We start from the raw sequence: 23,818 nt of genomic DNA on the forward strand, positions 1-23,818 counted from the left end.
TGATTTTAATAACTCTTTAAATTGTTTAATAGGTGTAAGAGGAAGTGGAAAATCAACTATCATTGAGCTATTAAGGTGGGGATTAGGACTTGAAGCTTTAAAAAATAGTGATGATAAATATAAAAATTCTCTTATAAAAAATGCACTTGGAAGTGCAGGAGAGGTTGAGATAGAGATTATTGTGCCTGTATCGCTGACATTCGGACAGTGATATCGTTTTTATTCGGACACCGTATCGGAAACATTCGGACACCATAGCGCTACTATTCGGACACCTTGAGTTAAGCGAAACTAATCTCTAAACTCCCCATAAAGTAAACAAAGGGGGAGTAAAAATGAAGAGGTTAGCTATGTCTATGGTAAAAGATGTTTTACGTTTAAGATTTCAAAATAAGTTATCGTATCGGGCAATTAGCCGTTCTTTAGGAGTTCCCAAATCAACGGTATTAGATTACTGTACACGTTTTCAAATAACGGGTTTATCGATAGAAGAAGGGCTAAAGCTTTTGGATAATGAGCTTGAAGATAAGCTATTCCCAGAGCGTAAAGCAAAGTCAAGAAACAACCGTCCATTACCTGATTTTGCATACATAGCTGAAGAGATACGCAAAAAAGGTGTCACATGGTTACTATTATGGCAGGAATACAAAGAAAGACATCCGGAAGGTTACAACTATACTCAGTTTAAGAAATATTGCCAAGATTATATTCAAAGATTATCCCCAACAATGCGTCAGATATACCATGCTGGAGAGACGATGTTTGTTGATTATTCAGGATTAACGATGAATATGGTTGATGCAAGTACAGGAGAGGAGAAAGCAGTTCAAATATTTGTAGCAGTACTTGGAGCCTCGGGTGCGGTATTTGTTCATGCGACTCCTAATCAAAAGCAGTCTTCGTTTATATTGTCTCATACGTTGGCTTTTGAATATTTTGGAGGAGTTCCGAGACAAATAATTCCTGATAATTTAAAATCGGCAGTAATAAAGAATACTCGAAAAACCCTTGAATTGAATTCCAGCTATTTAGATATGGCAAGATATTACAATACAGTAATAATTCCAGCGAGACCTAACCATCCAAAGGATAAAGCGAAAGTGGAGCAGGCAGTTCAGGGGATACAGCGCTGGATATTAGCCAAATTGAGGAATAGGGTGTTTTACGGAGTAGAAGAGATAAATGCTGCTATAAAGCCTCTTATGGAGCAATACAATGAAAAAAAGATAAGGGGTATAGGTAAGAGTAGGTTTGAGCTGTTAGAGGAGTTAGAGCGTCAAGAATTGCTACCATTACCTAAGAAGCGTTACCAATATAGAGAGCACTTATTACGAATGGTTCATTTAGATTATCATGTGGAAGTTGCAGGTAATTATTATTCTGTTCCTTATCAATATATAAAATCAAAGGTTGATGTATGGTATTCCAACACTACCGTAGAAATATTTTTCAAAGGTAAATTAATATCAGTTCATCCCAGGTTATTTATTAAAGGTCAAGCTTCTACTTTGGATGAACATATGCCACCTAACCACGTATTGAGTAAAGAAAGATGGAGTCCAAAAAGAATATTTTTTTGGGCATCTAAAATAGGCTTAAATACGACTAAGTTGATGAAAATGATAATGGAATCAAGGAATCACCCTGTAAATGCTTATAGAACCTGTATTGCGATATTAAAATTATCCGATGAATACTCTGCAAAGGAATTGGAATTAAGCTGTCAAAAAGCGATTTCAATAGGAGCGTTTACAGTAAAAAGCGTAAAAACTATCTTGAAGACCAAATCTTATCAGCAAAGACCGAAAAAAGATATCACCCCTTTAAATAAGCATGAGAATATAAGGGGTAAACAATACTACAAGGAAGAGAAGGAGGAAAAGTAATGGAACTTGATAATCTTTTATCACAATTAAGTTTAAAAGGGTTTAGTGCTGCACTTAGCAAACAACAAGAAAACCCAGTTTACAACGAAATGCCCTTTGAAGAAAGATTAATTCAGTTACTTCAAGCCGAACTATCGGAAAGGCTGAATCGAAAGATTAAAAGGAACTTGGCTGCCGCAAAACTGAAAGAGAAGATGGCAAGGGTGGAAGATATCGATTACGGTATTCAACGGGGATTGAATAAAAGTATAATGACTTCTCTGATAGGAGGTGATTATTTGAGAAGAAAACAGAACATAATTATTACTGGGCCTACTGGTACGGGTAAGAGCTATATAGCTCAAGCACTGGCAAACAGAGCAATTCTTGATGGTTATACTGCGAGATATTACAGGGTTCCCAGATTAATGGAAGAATTAAAACTGGCAAGGTTAGAAGGTGATTATATAAAAATGCTTTCCCGTCTTGCAAGGTTTAATCTTCTCATTTTAGATGATTTTGGTATCAGTGCGTTTGAGGCTGATGAAGCTAATGATTTATTAGAAGTAATAGAGGATAGAGTTGGTGTGAATTCAACAATAGTTACTTCTCAATTACCAATTGATAACTGGTATGATTGTCTAAAGAATGCCACTGTGGCAAATGCAATACTTGACAGATTGGTACATAGCAGTCATAAGATAAAACTTAGCGGAGAAAGTGTTAGGAAACTGAAATCAGAGGAGAATATAGTTTAGTGATACTAAAAAATACCGTGAGGTTAGTTTTGCATAGAAGGGGTCTTAAAATTAGTGTCTAAAGTGTCCGATAGCGATACGGGTGTCCGAATAAAGCGATACGGGCAAAATGAAAGTTTTACAAATTAATATAGATTATAAGCAGGGAAGTACAGGTAATATAGTGTGTAATATACATAATCTTTTAAGAAAGAGTGGATTTGAAAGTTTTGTCGCTTATGGTAGGGGAGATTGGGATGAAGATAATGTGATTAAAATTTCAAATAAATTTGATTTTTATTTACATGCCTTAGGAACAAGAGTTTTTGATAGACATGGATTGTTTTCTACAAGTGTAACAAAAAATTTTATTGAAAAAATAGATAAATTAGATATTGATGTTTTTCATTTACACAATATTCATGGTTATTATATCAATTATAAAATATTATTTGATTATTTAAAGAAAAAAACAAACCTGTTGTATGGACTTTTCATGATTGTTGGGCTTTTACAGGTCATTGTAGTCATTATGAATATGTAGGATGCGATAAGTGGCAAAATCATTGCAATAATTGTCCACAAAAAAATCGTTATCCTAAAAGTGTATTATTTGATTATTCTTATAATAATTTTGAGCTTAAAAAAAAGTATTTTACAGGTATAAAAAATTTAATAATTATAACTCCTTCAAATTGGCTAAAAAATGAAGTTAAAAAAAGTTTTTTTAAAAATTATGATATTCAAGTTATTTATAATGGTATAGATTTAGAAGTTTTTAAACCAAGAAAAAGTGATTTTAGAAAAAAGTTTAATATTGAGAATAAATTTATTATTTTAGGAGTTGCAAATGTTTGGGTGCAAAGAAAAGGATTTGATTATTTTATTAAGTTATCTCAAAGATTGAGTGATGATGAAGTAATAGTTTTAGTAGGGCTTAATGATAAGCAGTTAAAACTTTTACCAAAAAATGTAATTGGAATTAAAAGGACGAGCAAATTTGAAGAATTAGTAGAAATTTATAGTAGTGCTGATGTTTTTGTCAATCCTACATTAGAGGATAATTTTCCAACTACAAATATAGAAAGTTTAGCTTGTGGAACTCCTGTGATAACTTTTGATAGTGGAGGAAGTCCTGAATGTTTAGATGAAAAATGTGGCTATGTTATTAAAAAAGGGGATTTTAAAGAGTTGTATAAAAAAATCTTAGAAGTTAAGAAACAAGGTAAAAATTATTTTAGTGAGTTTTGTATAAAACAAAGTAAGAAATTTGATAAAAATAAAAGATTTGAAGAATATATAAATTTATATAGGGAAATATATGAAAGTTTCAATAATAACAGTAGTTTATAACAATAAAGATACAATAAAAGATGCAATAGAATCAGTTTTAAGTCAAACTTATAAAAATATTGAGTATATCAAATTATTTGTTATTAAATTTGGTGAAGGAGTTATTAGATGATACTTTCTTATGTTATAATTTTACAGACACAAAATTTTGGATATGTCTACTATTGTAGCTACAGGTTGTAAGAGAACAATAATAGATAGTCAACAAGAATATGTAAATAGATATTTATATTCAGCAATAGACCCAATTAATGGAGGTAATTATCATATGTATAAAATGCCTGATGTAAATACATTAACAACAAAAACTTTTTTAGATGAATTAAAAGAGTATTTTAAAGATTATCATTTAATAATAGTTTGGGATAATGCTTCATTTCATAAAAGCAAGAAATTAGAAGATGAAGATTTAACAATAATCTTTTTACCATCATATTCTCCAGAGTTAAATCCAGTTGAAAGATTTTATGGAGAAATAAGAAAAGTTACAGCAAATCAAATATTTGAAAGTATTGAAAATCAAGAAAAATTAATTGATAAAGCCTTAACAAATTATATGTTAGATAAAGAAAGTGTTAAAAAACTTTGTGGATATGATTGGATTATTCAATCATGGAATTCTATGTAAGAAATACTCTTGGGTTTGATATAAATATTTAGAAAGGGAGGTTAAAATGTATATTTTAGGATTAAACACATATCATGGTGATAGTAGTGCATGTATTTTTAAAGATGGTGAATTGATAGCTGCAATAGAAGAAGAAAGAATTAGAAGAATTAAGCATTGGGCTGGATTTCCAAGTGAAGCTATTAAGTTTTGTTTAGATGAACTTGGAATTGGAATAGAAGATGTGGATTATATTGCAATTTCAAGAGACCCATCAGCAAGTTTGTATAAAAAAATAACTCATAGTGTAAAAAATCTTGTGAGTTTTAAAGCTATAAAAGACAGGTTGGCAAATACAAAAAAAGTGGCTTCTATAAAAGAGGAGTTATCAAAAGTTTTTGGAATTGATGAAGAAAAAATCAAAGCAGAAATTGTAAATGTTGAACATCATAGAGCGCATATGGCAAGTGCATTTTTTGCAAGTCCATATGAAGAGAGTGCCATATTATCTATCGATGGTTTTGGTGATTTTACTTCTACAATGATAGGAGTTGGAAAAGGTAATAAAATAGAAATTTTTGATCGGGTAATATATCCACATTCATTGGGAGTTTTTTATACTACATTTACACAGTTTTTAGGGTTTATGAATTATGGTGATGAATACAAAGTCATGGGACTTAGTCCTTATGGAAAAGAAGATAAAGAAATTATGAAAAAGTTAAAAGATGTAATCATTTTAAAAGACAATGGTTTATTTGAAATTAATAAAAGATATTTTAGACATCCAAAAGAGGGTGTTAGTATGAGTTGGGAAAATGGTATACCATATATTGAGCCTCTTTATAGTGAATATTTAATAGAAGTTTTTGGTGCACCAAGAAAAAAAGATGAAGAATTAACAGAATATCATAAAAATTTAGCTTATGGTATTCAAAAAATTACAGAAGAGACTATTTTTCATATTTTAAATCATTTGCAAAAAAGAACCGGTCTTAAAAATATATGTATAGCAGGAGGTGTTGCACAAAATTCTGTAGCTAATGGTAAGATAACTGATAATACTCCTTTTGAAAATGTATATATTCCATCAGCAGGACATGATGCGGGGACAGCTATTGGAAGTGCATTATGGCTTTATAATCAAATAAAAGATAATCCAAGAATTAAGCCACAAAAGCATAGTTATTTTGGAAGTAAGTTTAGTGATGAAGAAATAGAAAGATTTTGCAAAGATAATGGTATTCCTTATAAAAAATATAGCGATGAGGAATTATTTGAGTTAGTTACTGATTGTCTGATTGATGGTGGTGTAGTAGGATGGTTTCAAGGTAGAGCAGAATTTGGTCCAAGAGCACTTGGACATAGAAGTATTATAGCTGATCCAAGAAGAGCAGATGCAAAAGAAATTTTAAATCTTAAAATAAAAAAAAGAGAACCATTTAGACCATTTGCTCCGTCTATTTTGAAAGAGTATGTAGCTGAATGGTTTGAAAAAGTTGATGAAGTGCCTTTTATGGAAAAAGTATTTAAATTTAAAGAAGAAAAAAGAAAATTAGTTCCAGCAGTTGTCCATGTAGATGGGACTGGAAGACTTCAAACTGTAGATAAAGAAGTTGAACCAAAATATTATGCTTTAATTGAAACTTTTTATAAAAAAACAGGAGTGCCAATTATTTTAAATACATCTTTTAATGAAAATGAACCAATAGTAAATACTCCAAAAGAAGCCTATGATTGTTTTTACAGAACAAAAATGGATATGTTAGTTATGGGAAATATTGTTGTTACAGAGAGATAAATGAAAGTTTCAATAATAACAGTAGTTTATAACAATAAAGATACAATAAAAGATGCAATAGAATCAGTTTTAAGTCAAACTTATAAAAATATTGAGTATATCATAATTGATGGGGCTTCAACTGATGGGACAGTTGATATTATAAGAAATTATGGCGATAAAATAGATAAGTTTATAAGTGAAAAAGATAACGGTATTTATGATGCAATGAATAAAGGTATAAAATTAGCAAGTGGTGATATAGTAGGAATTTTAAATAGTGATGATTTTTATGTAGATAATAGAGTTATTGAAAAAGTTGTTGATGTGTTTGAAAATAATAATTGTGATAGTTTATATGGAGATTTAGTTTATGTTAATAAAGACAATATAGACAAAATTGTTAGATATTGGAAATCAAGAGAATACAAAGAAGGACTTTTTAAAAAAGGATGGCATCCAGCCCATCCTACTTTTTTTGTAAAAAGAGAAGTGTATGAGAAATATGGAATGTTTAATCTTGATTTTAAAATTGCAGCAGATTATGAATTGATGCTTAGATTTTTAGAAAAGTATAAAATTACTACTGCTTATTTACCTGAAGTTATGGTTAAAATGAGAGTAGGAGGAGAAAGTAATAGGAGTATTAAAAATATTATAAGAGCAAATATTGAATGTTATAAGGCATGGAAGATTAATAAATTACAACCTCCACTCTTATTGGGTATCAAAAAACCTTTATCTAAAATTTTTCAATATTTCTAATGCTTAATAGGTTAGGACATAATAGTAGGTTTACAATAATTTAAAATAAAAAATGTGTTTGGTATGAAGCAAAGTGTCAGTTTTGAAGAAGGTTTGAGCAAGACAGTGGACTGGTATATAGAAAATCAAGAATGGGTAAGGAATATGAAATCTGGAGAGTATATGAAATGGATAAATAAAAATTATGGAATGCGTTAGAAGGGGAATCGGAAATCGTGAATCGTGAATCGGGAAACGTGAGAGGTTATAGATAGAAGTTGTAAGGGTTGTAGAGGTGGTAAAAGTTGTAGATGGTGTAGAGGGTGAAGGATGGGTAATGGATGGAAAAATTTGATAGTGTGGCAGAAAAGCCATGATATAGTATTAGAGATTTACAAATTGACAAAAGACTTTCCAAATTCAGAAACTTATTCCTTAGTGGATCAAATCAAAAGGGCAGCCTATTCAGTGCCTGCCAATATCGTAGAAGGCCATTCAAAAAATACAAAAAAGGAATTTTTAAGATATCTTTTTATTGCTCGTGGTTCTTTGGAAGAGCTAAGATACTTCCTTTTACTTTCAAGAGATTTAGGTTATATAACCGATATAAATTATGAATATTTTGAAGATAAATTAACAGAAATAAGCTATCTTCTCAACTAACTCATCAAATCCCTAACCTCTACAACCTCTAAAACCTCTAAACCCTCTAAAGCTTCTATACCTTCTACAACATCTTAAGAAAGTTAGAACGTTTATTTAAAAATTTTAATGCAGAATTGAGGGTATTGCACAGTATAAAACGTCTCAAGTATATAACTTTATGGTAAATAAAAGATCATTTTGTCGCTATCGCTTTTCGCAGGCGGCCCCTTCTTGTTATTATGAGTGAATCGAAAATAGTCTCTTTATTACCAAAGTGCTAAACATTTAGTAATGGTCCCGCAGTATTTGTTTATCTGTTGTGCAACATAGTTAGGTATAATGTTTTGAGAAAAATAAACGATTAAAAAAATGTAATAGTGGAAAAAATAAATTTTATAAATTTTGCATGACTCTTGTTACAATCTTGACAGATAGAAAATAATAGACAATATTGAAAATTAGATGGAAATAAATGAAGTAAAACGGAATAGAATTAAAATCTTTTAAAGGAGGCATTTTACATGCCAGCGGTAATAAAAATAGATATAAACCAGATTAAAGACTTGATATGCCAATTGAGTGCTGAAGAAAGGAAAGAGCTTGCCAAATATTTAGATGACTTAACATTAGAAAAGCGCTTTATGGATTTTATAAATAAAAAGAAAAATATACCTTTGACAATAGAAGATATTACTGAAGAAGTAGAGAAAGAAAGGGAAAAGAGGTATATTTGCGAGTAGTAATAGATACAAATATCTGGATAAGTTTTCTTATAGGTAAAGCCCTTTGGGGTCTGGAAAAGTATCTAAATAAAGAGATTAAAATCGTCACTTCAGACGAGCAACTTCAAGAAATCATTTCAGTTATTAATAGACCAAAATTTAAGAAATATTTTTCTGAAGAAGACATTCAAGAACTTTTGTCTCTCCTTCAGAAAGTTTCTGAAATAGTTACTATTGAGCATACAATTTTTGATTGCAGAGACAGGAAAGATAATTTTATCCTTGAAACTGCTTTAAAGGGAAAAGTAGATATTATTGTAACAGGAGATAAAGATTTACTTGTTTTAAACCCGTATAAGGGTATAACCATTGTTACATATAAAACATTTGAACAATTGATGAAGGAGTTTGAGGTAAAGTAACAAAATTAAATACTTGAGGAGCATTTAATTGATGTTGAAGAAGTAGTTTTCAAATATTTTAATGTTTTTATAACCGAAAAAGATTACATTCTGGAATAGGTTATTTGACACCTGATGAGAAATATCAGAGTTTTATAAGTTAAATGAAATGATTGCTTAAACTTTGTGTCTAAAAAATGGTTGCAATTCCACTATCGGCATTTTTGATATTATTAGACTTACATGAGTTAGTTGATAGCTTTATTATACGGGTTGAACATTGAATTTTTCTATCGTTCACACTTACACCTACACTTATACTTACACTTGTGTTATAATTAGATTATGATTGATATTTTGATATATTTTTTAATAGCTTATATTATTAGCTTAATAACAGTTCCTTTGTTTACTAATCTTGCGGTAGCTTTAAATATTGTTGATTTACCTGATGAGAGAAAAATTCATTCTGGGAAAATTCCAAGGCTTGGTGGACTTGGGATTATAACAGGTTATTTGATTGTTTTATTCATTGTTGGAGAATTTTCTAACAAGATTATTTGGTATTTAACTGCAAATTTTATAATAGTGCTTACAGGTATTTTGGATGATAGTAGAAATCTTACTCCAAAGTTGAAATTTTTAGGACAGTTTTTAGCTGCAACGATAATAATATTTATGAGTAAAATAAGCTTTAATATAAGCTATGAACCATTACGATGGTTAAATGGAGAAGTAGTAAGTGTAGTTATAGCTTATTTATGGATTGTTGGGGTTACAAATGCTGTCAATTTAATAGATGGTATGGATGGTTTAGCCGGAGGAATTTCTTTTATAGCATTTGGAACATTGAGTGTAATAGCACTCCAAAAGGGGTTTGAGTTATATTCTATTATGGCAGTTAGTTTGATGGGAGCAACTCTTGGATTTTTGAGGTATAATATCCCTCCTGCAAAAGTATTTATGGGTGATACTGGTAGTCTTTTTCTTGGTTTTAACATAGCAGTGCTTTCGTTACTTGTTTCTCATAAAACCGGAACAGTATTATCTGTTTTAATTCCATTTCTTTTTATTTCCCTTCCTGTTTTTGATACCTTTTTAGCAATTTTTAGAAGGTTAAAGAAAGGCAAAAGCCCATTTTCTCCAGATAAAGAGCATTTGCATCATAAACTTTTGGAGTTTAATTTTTCTACAACTCAAGCTTTAATAATATTTTATGTTATATCTGCTTCTTTAAGTTTAGTTACGATATTTACTATTCAGAAGAATGTTATCTATAGTATTATTTTCACTTTTGTAATTTTATATGTTTTTTTATTAATGCTAAAGTTATTTCATCTATTTGATGTTGGCGATAAAATTAGATTATTGAATATTTTGTTAAGAAGGGTTGCTAAGAGAATATCAGAAGATAGTAAGAAAAAAGATGTTCGAGTAAAGATATTAAATGGTTTAATTGTTTTAATAACAATTTTGGTCTTTTTAATATTCATTACCTCAAAGCAATTTTGGAGTTATAAAGAGTTTTTAATAAGTTATCTGTTTTTAACTTCTGTATTAATCATTTTATTATATAGAGGTTTATATCACATTAGAAATGAGTTTATAGCTTTTGTATTTTTTTGGGTTTTCTTTTATGTGACATATTATTTATTTATTTTTAATCTCAATGATTCGAACTTTGTTGTTATAAGATCATTGTATATAATTTTGTTGGTTGTTGTTTTATTAAAGGTAATTTTAAGAAAAAGAATAGATTTGTTTATTTCAAACCCTATGGAGATAATGATATTATTTTGTGGATTTTTGGTTTATGAAATAGTGGATATTGATTTAAAAAAGTTTCTATTTGTTTTTGGTTTAAGTTTTGTAATGTATTATGCAAATAAAGTGTATTTCACAAGAGATTTCCGAGGATTTAAATCATACGTTTATATAATTGTATTTTTTATTTTTTTATTTCCCTTAAATTTTTATAAAAAACTTTATAATGATATTGCATTAAATCATTATGCAAATGAAAAAAATTTAGTTAATAGCGCTTATTTTCCATATTATATTAAATCTGCGAAGTATTTTCGCCAAAATGGTGATTTGTTAAAAGCAAGAAATATTTTATTGAGAGCATATAGATTACAACCTATGTGGAAATTTAGAGATATGTTGAAGGCGGAAAGTGCTGCAGTTTATTCCAGATTAGTTGTAAAATATTTGTTTAAGGGAGATCTGGAAACTTCTAACAAATATTTTGAGGAATATTTAGAGATGTTTCCAGAAACAGTTATTGATTTTTATGAAATATTGAGACCAGTCTTTGCAAATCTGAAAAATATAAAAATTAAGGATGCTGGTACTATATTTATCGGTAATAATTCAATTGAGAAAATAGTTAGAACATATGTGCAGTCGTTAATGAGGGTTGCAAAGAACATGGAAATAAAAGGGTACAAAACAAAAAGTGAAAAGTGTTTAAAGGTTGCTATGTTGTTTGAGGAAATCGTAAAGGGTAAATCGTGAGAGGTTATAAATAGAGGTTGTAAGGGTTGTAGAGGTGGTAAAAGTTGTAGATGGTGTAGAGGGTGAAGGATGGGTAATGGATGGAAAAATTTGATAGTGTGGCAGAAAAGCCATGATATAGTATTAGAGATTTACAAATTGACAAAAGACTTTCCAAATTCAGAAACTTATTCCTTAGTGGATCAAATCAAAAGAGCAGCCTATTCAGTGCCTGCCAATATCGTAGAAGGCCATTCAAAAAATACAAAAAAGGAATTTTTAAGATATCTTTTTATTGCTCGTGGTTCTTTGGAAGAGCTAAGATACTTTCTTTTACTTTCAAGAGATTTAGGTTATATAACCGATATAGATTATGAATATTTTGAAGATAAATTAACAGAAATAAGCTATCTTCTCAACCAGCTCATCAAATCCCTAACCTCTAAATCCTCTAAAGCTTCTATACCTTCTACAACATCTTAAGAAAGTTAGAACGTTGGAATGTTTGAATAAAATATTAGCGCTAAAGTTCTGCTTTAGAACCAAAACAAGCAAAAATAGTTTTGTTCCAGAACTTAAATATTGACGTTGAATATCTATAATGCTATACTAGAGCTATGATAGAAGAAATTATTGATCAAATTGAGCTTACTTTTGAAAGGATAAAGAATTATATCCCAGAGCGCAAGCGTTTATTTTATAATAATATACAAATAGATAATATTCGGGGTGCTCTTGTATATGGTTTGAGAGGGGTTGGGAAAACTACCTTTTTGATTGATAAAATCGTCAATTCTAAAAGGAATTTTTTATATTTAAGTGCTGATACCCCTATAATTTCATCTTTGCCACTCTATGATATTGTAAGTGCAATTTTTAAAAGGGGGTATGATGGAGTAGTTATTGATGAGGTTCATTATGCCAACAAGTGGAGTGTGCATGTAAAGGCTCTTTATGATGATTATCCAGGTAGTACTATATGGATAAGTGATAGTAGTAATATAATACTGAAAAGAGGAGTGGCGGATTTATCCAGACGGTTTGTACAGTTTCGAATACCTTTGATGTCTTTTAGAGAATACCTTTTTCTTACCCAAAATATTTTGATTGATACAGTTGATTTTTTTAATATAAATAAGAATCTCTTTAGAAAGTTAAAAAATATAAATATTTTAAAATTATTTAATGATTACATCAATACTGGTATAAGACCTATTTTTAGTGAGGGAGAGTATTGCTTAAGGTTGAAAGGGCTTTTAGAAAAATCCATTTATTATGATATACCATTTTATGTTTCTTCAATACAGGATAATCATTTAAGAGTTATAAATGCCATTATAGGACATTTAATAAATGCACCTGTCCCAACGATAAATATTTCTGGGATGTGCAGTGAATGGGGCTTAGGGAAAGAAAAGCTTTATAACTTGCTTTATGTTATGGAACAATCAGAATTGATAAATATCATTAGAAAGCCTGGCAAATCTGTTTACACAAAAGGTTCTAAAATTTTTATTTCTGATCCTTCTATTTATAGCTGTTTTAAAGGTAACATAGGAAGTGTGAGAGAAGCATTTGTTGTGATGTGTTTAAAAGAGAAGTTTAATAATATTTTTGCAAGCAAAGATGAAAAAGATTGCGATTTTATAGTAGATAATTTTAAAATAGAGGTGGGTGGAAAAAATAAAAAAAAGAAAAATGCGGATTTTGTAATAAGTGATGATATTGATGTCCCAGTTAGAAATAGGATTCCGCTGTGGATATTGGGACTTATTTATTAAAAACGTTGGATCGTGAATCGTAAAACGTAGTGAATCGTGAATCGTGAATCGTAAATCGGGAATCGGAAATTGTGAGTCAAGTGGAAGGTAGAAAAATCATTTTCCGATTTACGTTTTACGATTTACGACTTACGAGTTTTATGGCGTTGAAACGTTAGAACGTTGAAGTATGAGTTGTAGATCATGATTGACAGATAGGAGTTATTTTTGTAAAACAGAATTAACAAAAATGGAGATAAAATAGTAAATGGATTTTTCAATCTTTTTCGCAGAACAGCAAAAATTGTTACAGAAAATAAATTTATCTTTTAAACGTAGTTTATATAGCAAGATAAATCTAAAAAATAGATTTATCGCTTTATTAGGTCAACGAGGGGTTGGGAAAACCACTATAATGTTGCAGATTTTGAAGGAGAAATTTGCATATAATGATAGTGTGCTTTATATAAGTGTGGATAATCCTTATTTTGCAAGTGCTTCATTGTATGATTTTGCTAAAGAGTTTGAAAAATATGGTGGAAAGTTTTTATTTATAGATGAGATTCACAAGTATAAAGACTTTGGTTCTCATTTAAAGGCAATTTATGATTCTACTGATTTAAATGTCATAATTTCGGGATCTTCTCTACTTCAGATTTATAAAAATAATGCAGATTTAAGCAGACGAATTGTAACTATAAAAGTGCCAAACATGTCTTTTAGAGAATATCTTGAGCTGAAAAGGTATAATTTTCCATCTTATTCTTTAGAAGAAATTGTTTCAAAGCATGTCGAAATTGCAAATGATATAATTTCTAAAATAAAACCATTAAAGCTTTTTAAAGAATATCTTGAATATGGCGCGTATCCTTTTATAGTTGAGGGAGTGGATACTTATAAAGCAAAATTGATAAATATAATAAATCACATTCTCGAAGTTGACCTTCCTTACGTAACCAACATAGCATATTATAATATTGATAAATTAAAAAAGTTACTTTATATACTTGCCACATCGGTACCCTTTACACCCAATATTAGTGAGCTTTCACAAAACACAGGTATCTCAAGACCAAGCGTATTGGAGTATATTTATCTTTTGGAGAAAGCAGAGCTTTTGATAAATATGCATTATCATTCGAGAGGATATTCAAAATTGCAGAAGCCAGATAAAATTTATTTGAATAACTCTAACCTTATGCGAGCTATAACCTACAGAACAAACACAGGAAATGAAAGAGAAACTTTTTTTGTGAATCAGGTTATTTCTTATTTTTTTAATAAAGTCTCTTTATTAAGAGAAGATTTTGTTTTATCCAAAAGTGGTGATTTTTTGATTAATGGAAAGACTTTTGAGTTAGGAGGGAAAAGAAAGGGTTATAAACAGATAAAAGAGATACCGAACTCATATATAGTAGCTGATAATATAGAAATTGGATTTAAGAACAAGATACCGTTGTGGTTGTTTGGGTTTTTGTATTGAAACGTGTAAACGTAAATCGTAAATCGGGAAACGTGAAGCGTGAATCGGGAATCGTGAATCGAAAGATGGAAAAATCGTTTTACGATTTACTATTGACATTCAGAAATCGAGGTCTAATTTAATATAAAAAAGGGGAGTGGGTTCACTAAAATTATGTTAATTAGGAGAATCATTCAAGAAGAAATAGAGAAAAGGTTATTTAAAGGAAAAGCTGTTATAATATATGGTGCAAGGCAAGTAGGGAAGACTACGCTTGTAAAACAAATTGCGAATAAATACAAGGATGAGAGTATTTATTTAAATTGTGATGAGCCGGATATTAGAGATAAGCTTTTTAATAAAACATCAACAGAACTAAAACATCTTATAGGCAATAAAAAATTGGTTATAATTGATGAAGCACAAAGGGTGAAAGATGTTGGACTTACGCTAAAACTTATAGTGGACAATTTTAGGGAAATTCAAGTTATTGCTACTGGATCATCTTCTTTTGACCTATCGAATGACATTTCCGAACCGCTTACCGGTAGAAAATATGAGTTTTTTTTGCCTCCATTTTCAATAGAAGAATTGCGAGAAATTTACTCTGATATAGAGCTAAATAGAATATTGGAAAATTTGATAATTTATGGGATGTATCCTGAGACTGTTTTGAATTGTGAAGATAGAGAAATAAATTTGAAATCCCTTGCGGATTCTTACTTGTTTAAAGATATATTGATGTATCAAAATATTAAAAATCCTGATATCTTACGAAGGTTACTGCAGGCGCTTGCGTTGCAAATAGGTAATGAAGTATCATACACAGAGCTGTCAAAGCTTTTAGGTATTGATAAAAAAACTGTTGAGTCATATATAAATATCCTCGAGCAAGCATTTATTATTTTCAGGTTAAATCCATTTAGTAGTAACTTAAGAAAAGAGCTCAAGAAATTAAGAAAAATTTACTTTTATGATACAGGAATAAGGAATGCTTTGATTAATAATTTTAACCCATCTTATTTGAGGCAGGATTGGGGAGCGTTGTGGGAAAATTTTGTGATAATTGAAAGAATTAAGTATTTGAGGAACCATCTTGTAAATAAGAGTTATTTCTTCTGGCGTAATATTTATAAACAAGAAGTTGATTATCTAGAATTTGGAAATGATAAAATTTATGCTTTTGAAATAAAATGGAAAAAGGATAGATCAAAGTTGCCTAACATGTTTAATGAGTTATATCCAAATAACGAGTTTATTGTTGTAAATAAGGAGAATTTTTTAGATGTGATTTATAGAGCGTGAAGCGGGAAACGGGAAGCGGGAATCGTAAATCGTGAGTCGGGAATCGTAAATCGAAAGATGAAAAAATCGTTTTACGATTTACGAGTTTTATGACGTTGAAACGTTAGAACGTTTTTTATCATTTGACAGGAAATGTAGTTTTAGTGTAATAGATTAAACTAAAACTGGTTAATATAGTTTAATGGAGTATACTAATGAGCAGTTTGCTTGAGATAGCTGTTAATCTTTCTGCGAATAAGTTAACTCAGCAGATTCCAGATTATAAGCGATTTTTGTTTTATGACATAAAGAAAAGTGAATCTAAAATCATCGGAATTTATGGTGCCAGGGGAGTGGGTAAAACGACACTTATGATACAGCTTCTAAGAGATTTGAACCTACCTTTGCGTGAGACTATTTATATTTCCTGTGATCATCCTGTATTTTCAGGTGTTTCTTTGTTTGATTTTCTTGAGGAGTTTAGTAAAAAAGGGGGGAAAATTGCATTTGTTGATGAAGTTCACAAAGCACCAGAATTTCAAGCACATCTTAAATCCACTTATGATTTTTTAGATATTAAGGTTATATTTTCTGGTTCTTCTGTTGTTCAGATGGCAAATCCTGATTTTACTCGCAGGTTTTCTATGTACAGGCTTCCTGCACTTTCATTAAGGGAATTTATTGAGTTAGAACTAAATATTTCATTGAAAAATTATCTTTTAGAAGAGATAATAAAAAATCACCAGGATGTAGCATTAGAAATTATAAGAGAATTGAATAAAGAAAAAATCCTAAAACTTTTTGGTGATTATCTAGAATATGGGGTATACCCTTTTTATTTAGAAGATAAAAAGAAATTTAAAGATAGGTTGTCTGATTCTATAAATGCCACTTTGTACACTGATTTAGCTGAGTTATATAATATTCACCCTGAAAAAATAGTAACATTAAAAAAATTGTTAACAACAATTGCTGTTTCAGAACCTTTAGAATTATCTGTTGAAAATATCGCAAGTGTGACAGGTATTTCAAAAGCTACATTATATAAATATATAGATTATCTTTCCAGGGCTGAACTTATAATGTACATACAAAATGAAGCCAAACGGTTTAAGTCGATTAGAAAGCCGGATAAACTATATTTAGCAAATACCAATTTGTTAAATGCCTTATGTTTAAATGCTAAAAAAGGGACGATGAGAGAAACGTTTTTTGCTTCAATGCTGCGATACAGGCATTCGCTATATTATTCAAATAAAGTGGATTTCTTGATAAATGAAAAATATCTCTTTAAAGTGGGTGGGAAAAATAAAGATTTTTCGCAAGTTAAAAATAATAGAAATAGTTACCTCGCAATTGATGATATTGAGATGGGGTTTGAACGAAAAATACCTTTGTGGCTTTTTGGGTTTTTGTATTGAAACGGGAAACATGAATCGGGAAGCGGAAATCGAAAGATGAAAAAATCGTTTTACGATTTACGTCTTACGTTTTACGAAGTATAAAAACGTGTAAACGTTGAACATCCCCATCCACCCATTTACTCATTCACCCATCTATCCATTTACCCATCTGCTTATCTACTCTTCCACTTGTTACTCATATAAAAGCGGTTGAATAAAAAATTTATTTAGTTATAATAACCGCTGTTATCATAATGGGGGTTATTATAATGAAATTTTACAATAGAGAGAGCGAGCTGGAGATTTTAAAAAAGGCTGATAGCTTAAAATATAAAAGATCAATTTTATCTATAATTGTAGGAAGAAGAAGGGTTGGGAAAACTACTCTGGCTTTAAAAGTAAAAGAAGATAGTTTGTATTTTTTTGTATCAAAAAAAAGTGAAGCGTTGCTTTGTGAAGAGTTTTGTGAAGAGCTTCAGAAAAATGGATTTAAGATTTATGGAAAATTTGAGAAGTTTGGAGAATTATTTGAATACATTGTTGATTTAAGTAAAACAAAGCCTATTACTTTGATAATTGATGAATTTCAAAATTTTTATAAAATAAATCCGTCCATATTTTCTTCTCTTCAAAAGATTTGGGATTTAAATAAAAATACGGCACACTTGCATTTGATTATTTGTGGGTCTGTTTATTCTCTTATGAAAAAAATTTTTGAAGATTCTAAAGAGCCTCTTTTTGGAAGAGCAGATTTTAAGATTAAACTAAAGGAATTGAATGTAAAAGTATTAAAGCAAATTTTAGAAGATTATAATGCTTTTAATAGTAAAAATTTACTTGATCTTTATACGATTACCGGTGGGCTTGCTAAATATATAGAACTTCTGGTTTTATATGAGGCATTTGATTTGAAATCAATGATAGAGAAAATAATTTCGCCTTATAGCCTGTTTTTAGATGAAGGTAAAAATAGACTTATAGAAGAGTTTGGCAAAGATTATTCTGTTTATTTTTCTATTCTTTCTTTAATTGCATCTTCTAAAACATCAAGAAGCGAAATTGAGAGTGTCTTACAAAAAAATATCTCAGGATATCTGGAAAGACTAGAAAAAGATTATAATATTATAAAACCAGTAAAACCTATAAATGCAAAACCAAACTCAAAACTTCAAAAATATGAAATAATAGATAATTTTTTAAATTTTTGGTTTAGATTTATTTATAAATATCAATCATTAATTGAAGCAGAAAATTTTGAAGCTTTAAAAGAGATAATTATTAGAGACTTTTCTACTTATCAAGGAAAATTTTTAGAAAAACTTTTTGTTGATATTTTAAAATTACAACAAAAATGGACTAAAATTGGAAGATATTGGGAAAGAGGAAATAAGAATGAAATTGATATTGTAGCAATAGATGAAAAAAATAAGAAAATCTTATTTGCTGAAGTGAAATTTAACAAAAAAAGAGCAAATTTAAATGAATTAATTTTGAAGTCCAGAAAATTAACTGAGCAATATAATGCTTTCAAAACAGATTATAAAATTTTATCAGTTGAAGATGTTGGAGAAATGTTGAAACGTTAGAACGTGTGAACCTTGAAACGTTATTTGAAGTGATGCATTGCGAAAATTTCCTTGAAATAAAGAAAGGTATAGGTTAGTTCATCTTTATGAAAAAGAAAGATGTGTTGAAGTCAATTATAGTTGAGTTTCACTCCTGGGATTTGCCTTCAGTTATTGATAGAGAGATTGAGCTGCCTTTAAATTCAAGCAAAATTGTATCTGTTGTAGGTTCAAGAAGGGCAGGAAAGACTTATCTTCTGTTTAAGACCATAGAGACCCTATTAAATAGGGGAGTTGATAAAAAGAGATGCCTTTATCTTAACTTTGAAGATGAAAGACTTGAGATGACCCAGCAAGATTTAGATTTGATATTGTGTTAATTTTTATGTTGACATTAACAACATATTATTTGTCAACACCGAGTGTCAGCGAAGCAATCTCGATTTATGATCAGATATGTTACAAATTGCATTTTAATCATATGTGGGGTCGAGACTTTACTTTTTTACTAAAAAAAGTATGATTAACTATTAACGAAGTCCTAAATGTGGAAATTTTGCAAAAAAATAAAGTTAAGATGTTTGAAGTGAAAACAGAAAAAAAGCCTCTTGAATATTTATTTGAAAAGTTTGAAAGGGAAGGGGCGGTTTTCAAAGCCTAAGAGGAAGGGTATAGTCAAGCTGAAATTGCAAGATTTTTAAACCTTTCAGTCGTATCAGTTTCGAAAATAAAGAAAGTTTTTTTACAGAAAAAGGAATTATTTGAAAAGTTAAAAAAAGAAGGATTATTTTGGAGTTATGATAAAAGTGTTAAATATGAGGATATTAGTGAGGATATTTTTATTGAGCATGTTTTAAAATATGGTGATTTTGATGATATAAAAAAATTATTTGCTCTTTTTGGTAAAAGAAAAGTAAAAAAAGTATGGGAAGAAAGTATGAAGGGAGACAATAGATTTATAAAAGTTAGTTTTCTTATTGCAAGAGTGTTTTTAGATATTGATATAGATTTAGAAGAATTAAAAAAGGCAAAAAATGAAAGATTTGAAAAACTTAAACTTTTTACTTCCTAAAACTAAGAAAGTTTTACTCAAACTTATTAAAGAGGAATATATGTCTAATTTTGTATTAGTTGGTGGTAGTGCATTAGCATTACATATTCAACATAGAAAAAGCGAAGATTTAGATTTTTTTACATTTCAAAAAGATAGATTTGAGATTAAGAAAATAAGAAAGATAGTAGAGAGATTTGAGGGAAAAGTTATAAATATATCAGGTGAGCAAGTTGATGTTTTAATAGATGGAGTGAAAGTAACTTTTTTTGATGCAAAATGGTTTTTTTTAAGACCGAAAAAGATACAAAATTTTAACCTTGCAACATTAAGTCAGCTAGCTATTATGAAAACAAATGTTTTATTTTTAGCAAAATATAGAGACTATTATGATTTATATTTTTTAGTAAAAAAATTTGGGGTTAGAAGCATATTTGAAATGTCAAAAGATGTAATTGAAGGAATCAATTTTAAATTATTTGCAGCTGCATTGCTTTATATTGACGATATAGATGATGAAAACATTGATCATTTAGAACCAATTAAAAAATTATCATTAAAAGAGATTCAGAAGTTTTTTGAAGAGGAATTAAAAAAAGTTTTGAAGGAAAGTGAGTTAGAATTATAGTTTTTCAAGAATAAGCACTATAGCTTGGAAAACCTGTGTTAATTATGAAAGATACGATTGAGCGACCAAAATTAGGGGTCACTCCATACGATGACCAGAAATGAGTCGTTTTTGCGAGCGTCAGCGAAGCAATCTCTTGTTTATCATAAACTTACACACTTGAAACGTTTTTTATTGTGCAATACTCTTGAGAAGAGATACTATGAGAAGTATGTTGGTAAGGTTAAGGATATCTACCTAATAGGTATAGAGTTTAGCAGAAGTGAGAGGAACATTGTTGGATTTGATGTGTTGACTTTGAATCGTTAAAATATTCTCATCTGCATACTTATAGCGATTTTCATTATATGTGCTGAGGATGATGCCAGTAATATTTTAAAAGTAACAAGAGTTATTGTCCAAAATTTGATATAGGGATGTTATTAAACATGTTCATAATTGAGCGTTTTTCATATGATGTTGGATATGTAAATAAGTTTTTTCCAAGCTTTTTATAATGCACTTTATTTACTTTGAATTCAATTCGTCCATTTTGTAAGTTTTTAATGTAAAATGGGTATCCGTATTTTATTAACAATTTTGAGTTATACATTTCTTTAGATTTTTCGTGAGAGCCGAAACTAGTCATTTCTTCAAAATCTTTTAACAAATTTTTATCAATATATTTTAATAACTTTTTGTCATTGCAAAAATAAATTTCTTCAGTAGCTATACCGTTTTTTAAAACTTTAATTCCCTTACATGTGCAACCAGCAATTTTTTTTCGACCAATATTTTTATAAGTATAATGTTCAGTTTTTGTTTGTTGATTTGCTATGAAATTACCCATCATAGCTTTAAAGTTGTTTATATCTTGTTTTGTAATTACCATCACCTGTTTTTGAGAATGATTGATTTGATAAAATTCTTTACTTTTTCCGTTGTATATTAACTCAAAATCTTTAGTTTTAAATTTAAGAAGTTTTCCTTCGATAAAAGTTTTTGAAGGAGTACCATTATTTACTGAGTCAATGATTACTCCAGCAATAACGCTATTTGATAAGATGATAAAAATTATTAAACCCATGACCTTTTTCATAAATCCCCCCTGTTTTAAGTCTACTTTATATATTATAACAAAAATAAAGATGTAATGCAAAAAAATCAGCATTCCTAAAAACATTTTTCAATGTTGAGATGAGTTATTAAATCCAATTCTTTAACCATTATAGCTATAAACCCCTTATAAACAACCATTACATCTTTTTATTTTTTTATTTATTGTAGATTGTGTAAAAAATGGTATAATATTCAAATACTGTTGGGGGTGGAAAGTGAATGAAAAAAGAAGGATGTTGTTTCTTTTTTTATTGCTTGTTGTTACTGTATTTTTTTACTCGGTGTTCGTGAGATATAATCAGTATAGTGAATGGAAAAAGAATAAAGATTTGTACTTTGTAGAAAATTATCCTGCTATGACTACCCTTGATGCATATTATTGGCTGAGATATGCGAAAGAGCACGATAGAGGTGTATACTACAAAAGTGACAATGATACTTTGCGTTATTATCCAGACAGTCAAAAAAGGCCGAAGCCTGTTCCTATGCTTAGTTTTTTGGTTGCTAAATTTTCATCGTTTACAGGTGGTAATTACTATTATGCTGGTCTTTTTTTGATTCCTATTCTTGCATCACTTTTTATAATACCTTTTTCTGTATATTTTTATTTTGCAGGCTTTCCCTTTGCAGGACTTGTGGGTAGTTTTGTTGGAACTTTTAGTTATATGTATTTTGTTAGAAGCTCTATAGGTCGAGTTGATACTGACCTTTTGAATATATTTTTCCCTGCTTTAGCATCATTGTTTATCTATTTGGCAGGAAAAACAGAAAATGATAAGAAGACTTATATTTTCGTCGCTTTATCCGGATTTACAATGTTTCTTTTCTACTGGTGGTATTACCATCCAGGTTTTACATTAATATACTTTGTTGTATTGATTGCTTTACTTTTTGTTTATAAAAAACAAAGAAAAGTAATAATCTACAGTGCAATTATTTATTTTATTTTCAGTAACCCTATATATTTCTTTTATGGGATTTTCAACTTATTTGGTTTTATTAAAAATTATTTTACAATATCAAAAGAGAATGTAATTGGTTTTCCAAATATATTGCAGACAATCACGGAAGCTCAGCAAAAGCCTATTGAGGAAGTATTAAAATATGTTATGACTTCTCCTGCGTTAACAGTTATCGGTTTGATTTTATTTCTAATAGTTGGAATATTGAACTGGAAAAGGTTTTTCGCTGTTGTGCCACTATTTTTGCTGGGATTACTTTCTTTTAAAAGTTCAAATAGGTTTTCAATGTTTCTTGCACCTTTTGCGGGTGCTGGCTTAGGTGTTTTAATTGATTATTTTTATAAAATTGGTTCAGAGAAGTTTAAAGATAAAAAACAATATGTTGGTATTGGGGTATTATCGTTGTTTGTTTTTATGACTATGTTTGTACAAAACTTGACAGCTATTAGCTATGTGCCAAAGCCATCAATAAATTCAAATATTATTAAATCGTTTATAGATATGAATAAGAAACTTCCTCAGGGGGCAATTTGGTCCTGGTGGGATTATGGATATGCTATAGAAGATATTGTAGGTTTTCCTGTTTATCATGATGGAGGCTCACAAGGGTCACCAAAAACTTATTTTGTTGCGAAAAGCTTTATAACGGACAATCAATCAAAACTTTATAAATATGTATCTTATTTTGATAATTATGGAATGGAAGAGATAAAAAAAATGATTGAAGACAATATTTCAGCTCTAGAAATAGTGAAGAAAGTAGATTCTTTTGACGGAAAACCTGTCAGAGAGAATAATTATTTACTTTATACTCAAGATATGATTTCTAAGTTTTCAGCATTTAACTTTATCGGATCTTATAATTTTCAAACTAAACAGCCAGAAAAAGTTGTTTTAGCTCTTATGAGTTGCCAGAAAATGGAAAGGGGATTGTTTTTTTGTGATGGTAATAGAATAGATACTGAAAAGGGGTTGGTGAACGATAGAGTTCCACTAAAACAGTTTGTAGTTACGGTAAATGGTAAAGCTGTGCAAAGAAAAAGTTTTCCGTTTAATAAAGGGTTGAATGCAGAGCTTGTGGTAAGAGATAAGATGATATATTATTTGATTGTTGGAGATGATAAATTTTATAATTCTAACTTTAACCAAATGTATATTTTGGGTAATTATGATAAAAAACTATTTGAAGAGGTGTACAATAATTTTCCTTTTGCAAGAGTTTTTCGAGTAAGGAAATAGTTCAATGTTCAAGGTT

Annotated in this window: 25 protein-coding genes and 1 pseudogene; 25 read left to right on the forward strand and 1 reads right to left on the reverse strand. The window is 29.5% G+C overall.

What is annotated here, in order from left to right; all coding sequences use genetic code 11:
• The 24 genes and pseudogenes from OWK30_RS04470 to OWK30_RS04590 form a co-directional block, all read left to right on the forward strand.
• Positions 1-211: AAA family ATPase (locus OWK30_RS04470; protein ID WP_423323987.1), on the forward strand; the 211-nt coding region annotated here is incomplete at its 5' end.
• 124 nt (positions 212-335) lie between these two features.
• Positions 336-1,886, forward strand: a complete 1,551-nt coding sequence (istA, locus tag OWK30_RS04475; RefSeq protein WP_423323989.1) for an IS21 family transposase — start codon at positions 336-338, stop codon at positions 1,884-1,886.
• A complete protein-coding gene (gene istB / locus OWK30_RS04480) occupies positions 1,886-2,623 on the forward strand; it encodes an IS21-like element helper ATPase IstB (RefSeq protein ID WP_423323991.1) in 738 nt (245 codons plus the stop codon). Before istA ends, istB begins: the two co-directional genes overlap by 1 nt.
• 109 nt (positions 2,624-2,732) lie before the next feature.
• On the forward strand, positions 2,733-3,146 hold the full coding sequence (locus OWK30_RS04485; protein ID WP_423323993.1) for a glycosyltransferase family protein: 414 nt from the start codon (positions 2,733-2,735) through the stop codon (positions 3,144-3,146).
• 290 nt (positions 3,147-3,436) lie between these two features.
• Entirely contained in the window at positions 3,437-3,955 is a 519-nt protein-coding gene (locus OWK30_RS04495; protein ID WP_479723458.1) for a glycosyltransferase, read from the forward strand.
• Positions 3,924-4,025, forward strand: a pseudogene (locus tag OWK30_RS04500) (glycosyltransferase); the annotation flags it as partial. The gene OWK30_RS04495 and the pseudogene OWK30_RS04500, both read left to right, overlap by 32 nt.
• 84 nt (positions 4,026-4,109) lie before the next feature.
• Positions 4,110-4,583, forward strand: a complete 474-nt coding sequence (locus OWK30_RS04505) for a transposase (RefSeq protein ID WP_423323995.1) — start codon at positions 4,110-4,112, stop codon at positions 4,581-4,583.
• Positions 4,584-4,629: 46 nt separating this feature from the next.
• On the forward strand, positions 4,630-6,363 hold the full coding sequence (locus OWK30_RS04510; protein WP_423323996.1) for a carbamoyltransferase family protein: 1,734 nt from the start codon (positions 4,630-4,632) through the stop codon (positions 6,361-6,363).
• Positions 6,364-7,107, forward strand: coding sequence for a glycosyltransferase family 2 protein (locus OWK30_RS04515; RefSeq protein ID WP_423323998.1), 744 nt, complete (start codon positions 6,364-6,366; stop codon positions 7,105-7,107).
• Between the two features lie 63 nt (positions 7,108-7,170).
• Positions 7,171-7,305: a hypothetical protein gene (locus OWK30_RS04520; protein ID WP_423324000.1), complete on the forward strand. Its 135-nt coding sequence runs from the start codon at positions 7,171-7,173 to the stop codon at positions 7,303-7,305.
• 111 nt (positions 7,306-7,416) lie between these two features.
• Positions 7,417-7,749, forward strand: coding sequence for a four helix bundle protein (locus tag OWK30_RS04525; RefSeq protein WP_423324001.1), 333 nt, complete (start codon positions 7,417-7,419; stop codon positions 7,747-7,749).
• 503 nt (positions 7,750-8,252) lie between these two features.
• Positions 8,253-8,471, forward strand: a complete 219-nt coding sequence (locus tag OWK30_RS04530; protein WP_423324003.1) for a hypothetical protein — start codon at positions 8,253-8,255, stop codon at positions 8,469-8,471.
• Entirely contained in the window at positions 8,462-8,875 is a 414-nt protein-coding gene (locus tag OWK30_RS04535; protein WP_423324005.1) for a putative toxin-antitoxin system toxin component, PIN family, read from the forward strand. The genes OWK30_RS04530 and OWK30_RS04535 overlap by 10 nt, the downstream gene beginning before the upstream one ends.
• Positions 8,876-9,199: 324 nt before the next feature.
• Positions 9,200-11,371: a glycosyltransferase family 4 protein gene (locus OWK30_RS04540; protein WP_423324006.1), complete on the forward strand. Its 2,172-nt coding sequence runs from the start codon at positions 9,200-9,202 to the stop codon at positions 11,369-11,371.
• A 69-nt stretch (positions 11,372-11,440) separates the two neighbouring features.
• A complete protein-coding gene (locus tag OWK30_RS04545) occupies positions 11,441-11,833 on the forward strand; it encodes a four helix bundle protein (RefSeq protein WP_423324008.1) in 393 nt (130 codons plus the stop codon).
• Positions 11,834-11,967: 134 nt separating this feature from the next.
• Complete coding sequence (locus OWK30_RS04550) at positions 11,968-13,131, forward strand: ATP-binding protein (RefSeq protein WP_423324010.1); 1,164 nt, start codon at positions 11,968-11,970, stop codon at positions 13,129-13,131.
• Positions 13,132-13,378: 247 nt separating this feature from the next.
• Entirely contained in the window at positions 13,379-14,593 is a 1,215-nt protein-coding gene (locus OWK30_RS04555) for an ATP-binding protein (RefSeq protein ID WP_423324012.1), read from the forward strand.
• A 153-nt stretch (positions 14,594-14,746) separates the two neighbouring features.
• Positions 14,747-15,877: an ATP-binding protein gene (locus OWK30_RS04560; protein WP_149266614.1), complete on the forward strand. Its 1,131-nt coding sequence runs from the start codon at positions 14,747-14,749 to the stop codon at positions 15,875-15,877.
• 194 nt (positions 15,878-16,071) lie between these two features.
• Entirely contained in the window at positions 16,072-17,277 is a 1,206-nt protein-coding gene (locus tag OWK30_RS04565; protein WP_423324014.1) for an ATP-binding protein, read from the forward strand.
• Positions 17,278-17,528: 251 nt separating this feature from the next.
• Positions 17,529-18,845: an ATP-binding protein gene (locus OWK30_RS04570; RefSeq protein ID WP_423324016.1), complete on the forward strand. Its 1,317-nt coding sequence runs from the start codon at positions 17,529-17,531 to the stop codon at positions 18,843-18,845.
• Positions 18,846-18,931: 86 nt separating this feature from the next.
• A complete protein-coding gene (locus OWK30_RS04575) occupies positions 18,932-19,204 on the forward strand; it encodes an AAA family ATPase (RefSeq protein ID WP_423324018.1) in 273 nt (90 codons plus the stop codon).
• A gap of 557 nt (positions 19,205-19,761) precedes the next feature.
• Positions 19,762-19,896: a hypothetical protein gene (locus OWK30_RS04580; protein ID WP_423324020.1), complete on the forward strand. Its 135-nt coding sequence runs from the start codon at positions 19,762-19,764 to the stop codon at positions 19,894-19,896.
• A complete protein-coding gene (locus OWK30_RS04585) occupies positions 19,859-20,503 on the forward strand; it encodes a nucleotidyl transferase AbiEii/AbiGii toxin family protein (protein ID WP_423324022.1) in 645 nt (214 codons plus the stop codon). The genes OWK30_RS04580 and OWK30_RS04585 overlap by 38 nt, the downstream gene beginning before the upstream one ends.
• Positions 20,504-20,593: 90 nt before the next feature.
• Positions 20,594-20,812 (forward strand): hypothetical protein, encoded by a 219-nt coding sequence (locus OWK30_RS04590; protein ID WP_423324235.1) that lies wholly within the window; start codon positions 20,594-20,596, stop codon positions 20,810-20,812.
• A gap of 82 nt (positions 20,813-20,894) precedes the next feature.
• Here OWK30_RS04590 and OWK30_RS04595 read toward each other — a convergent pair whose 3' ends face one another.
• The gene (locus tag OWK30_RS04595; RefSeq protein WP_423324024.1) at positions 20,895-21,581 is read right to left on the reverse strand and encodes a DUF4412 domain-containing protein; all 687 of its coding nucleotides are present in this window, start codon (positions 21,579-21,581) and stop codon (positions 20,895-20,897) included.
• A 235-nt stretch (positions 21,582-21,816) separates the two neighbouring features.
• Here OWK30_RS04595 and OWK30_RS04600 point away from each other — a divergent pair, with 235 nt between their 5' ends.
• Positions 21,817-23,802 carry a hypothetical protein gene (locus OWK30_RS04600; RefSeq protein ID WP_423324026.1) on the forward strand — a complete coding sequence of 662 codons (1,986 nt, stop codon included), beginning with the start codon at positions 21,817-21,819 and terminating at the stop codon, positions 23,800-23,802.
• Positions 23,803-23,818: the final 16 nt, after the last annotated feature.

This window comes from Deferribacter abyssi, assembly GCF_049472655.1.
GTDB lineage: Bacteria > Chrysiogenota > Deferribacteres > Deferribacterales > Deferribacteraceae > Deferribacter > Deferribacter abyssi.

What these genes read in the sequence shown, in the direction of transcription:
- OWK30_RS04510 (WP_423323996.1), top strand. Translation starts at nt 4,630, where the DNA reads ATGTATATTTTAGGATTAAACACATATCATGGTGATAGTAGTGCATGT.
- OWK30_RS04595 (WP_423324024.1), bottom strand. Translation starts at nt 21,581, where the DNA reads ATGAAAAAGGTCATGGGTTTAATAATTTTTATCATCTTATCAAATAGC.
- OWK30_RS04585 (WP_423324022.1), top strand. Translation starts at nt 19,859, where the DNA reads ATGAAAGATTTGAAAAACTTAAACTTTTTACTTCCTAAAACTAAGAAA.
- OWK30_RS04555 (WP_423324012.1), top strand. Translation starts at nt 13,379, where the DNA reads ATGGATTTTTCAATCTTTTTCGCAGAACAGCAAAAATTGTTACAGAAA.
- OWK30_RS04505 (WP_423323995.1), top strand. Translation starts at nt 4,110, where the DNA reads ATGTCTACTATTGTAGCTACAGGTTGTAAGAGAACAATAATAGATAGT.
- OWK30_RS04590 (WP_423324235.1), top strand. Translation starts at nt 20,594, where the DNA reads ATGACCAGAAATGAGTCGTTTTTGCGAGCGTCAGCGAAGCAATCTCTT.
- OWK30_RS04540 (WP_423324006.1), top strand. Translation starts at nt 9,200, where the DNA reads ATGATTGATATTTTGATATATTTTTTAATAGCTTATATTATTAGCTTA.
- OWK30_RS04560 (WP_149266614.1), top strand. Translation starts at nt 14,747, where the DNA reads ATGTTAATTAGGAGAATCATTCAAGAAGAAATAGAGAAAAGGTTATTT.
- OWK30_RS04515 (WP_423323998.1), top strand. Translation starts at nt 6,364, where the DNA reads ATGAAAGTTTCAATAATAACAGTAGTTTATAACAATAAAGATACAATA.
- OWK30_RS04570 (WP_423324016.1), top strand. Translation starts at nt 17,529, where the DNA reads ATGAAATTTTACAATAGAGAGAGCGAGCTGGAGATTTTAAAAAAGGCT.
- OWK30_RS04530 (WP_423324003.1), top strand. Translation starts at nt 8,253, where the DNA reads ATGCCAGCGGTAATAAAAATAGATATAAACCAGATTAAAGACTTGATA.
- istB (WP_423323991.1), top strand. Translation starts at nt 1,886, where the DNA reads ATGGAACTTGATAATCTTTTATCACAATTAAGTTTAAAAGGGTTTAGT.
- OWK30_RS04575 (WP_423324018.1), top strand. Translation starts at nt 18,932, where the DNA reads ATGAAAAAGAAAGATGTGTTGAAGTCAATTATAGTTGAGTTTCACTCC.
- OWK30_RS04550 (WP_423324010.1), top strand. Translation starts at nt 11,968, where the DNA reads ATGATAGAAGAAATTATTGATCAAATTGAGCTTACTTTTGAAAGGATA.
- OWK30_RS04565 (WP_423324014.1), top strand. Translation starts at nt 16,072, where the DNA reads ATGAGCAGTTTGCTTGAGATAGCTGTTAATCTTTCTGCGAATAAGTTA.
- OWK30_RS04485 (WP_423323993.1), top strand. Translation starts at nt 2,733, where the DNA reads ATGAAAGTTTTACAAATTAATATAGATTATAAGCAGGGAAGTACAGGT.
- OWK30_RS04520 (WP_423324000.1), top strand. Translation starts at nt 7,171, where the DNA reads ATGAAGCAAAGTGTCAGTTTTGAAGAAGGTTTGAGCAAGACAGTGGAC.
- OWK30_RS04545 (WP_423324008.1), top strand. Translation starts at nt 11,441, where the DNA reads ATGGGTAATGGATGGAAAAATTTGATAGTGTGGCAGAAAAGCCATGAT.
- istA (WP_423323989.1), top strand. Translation starts at nt 336, where the DNA reads ATGAAGAGGTTAGCTATGTCTATGGTAAAAGATGTTTTACGTTTAAGA.
- OWK30_RS04580 (WP_423324020.1), top strand. Translation starts at nt 19,762, where the DNA reads ATGAAGGGAGACAATAGATTTATAAAAGTTAGTTTTCTTATTGCAAGA.
- OWK30_RS04525 (WP_423324001.1), top strand. Translation starts at nt 7,417, where the DNA reads ATGGGTAATGGATGGAAAAATTTGATAGTGTGGCAGAAAAGCCATGAT.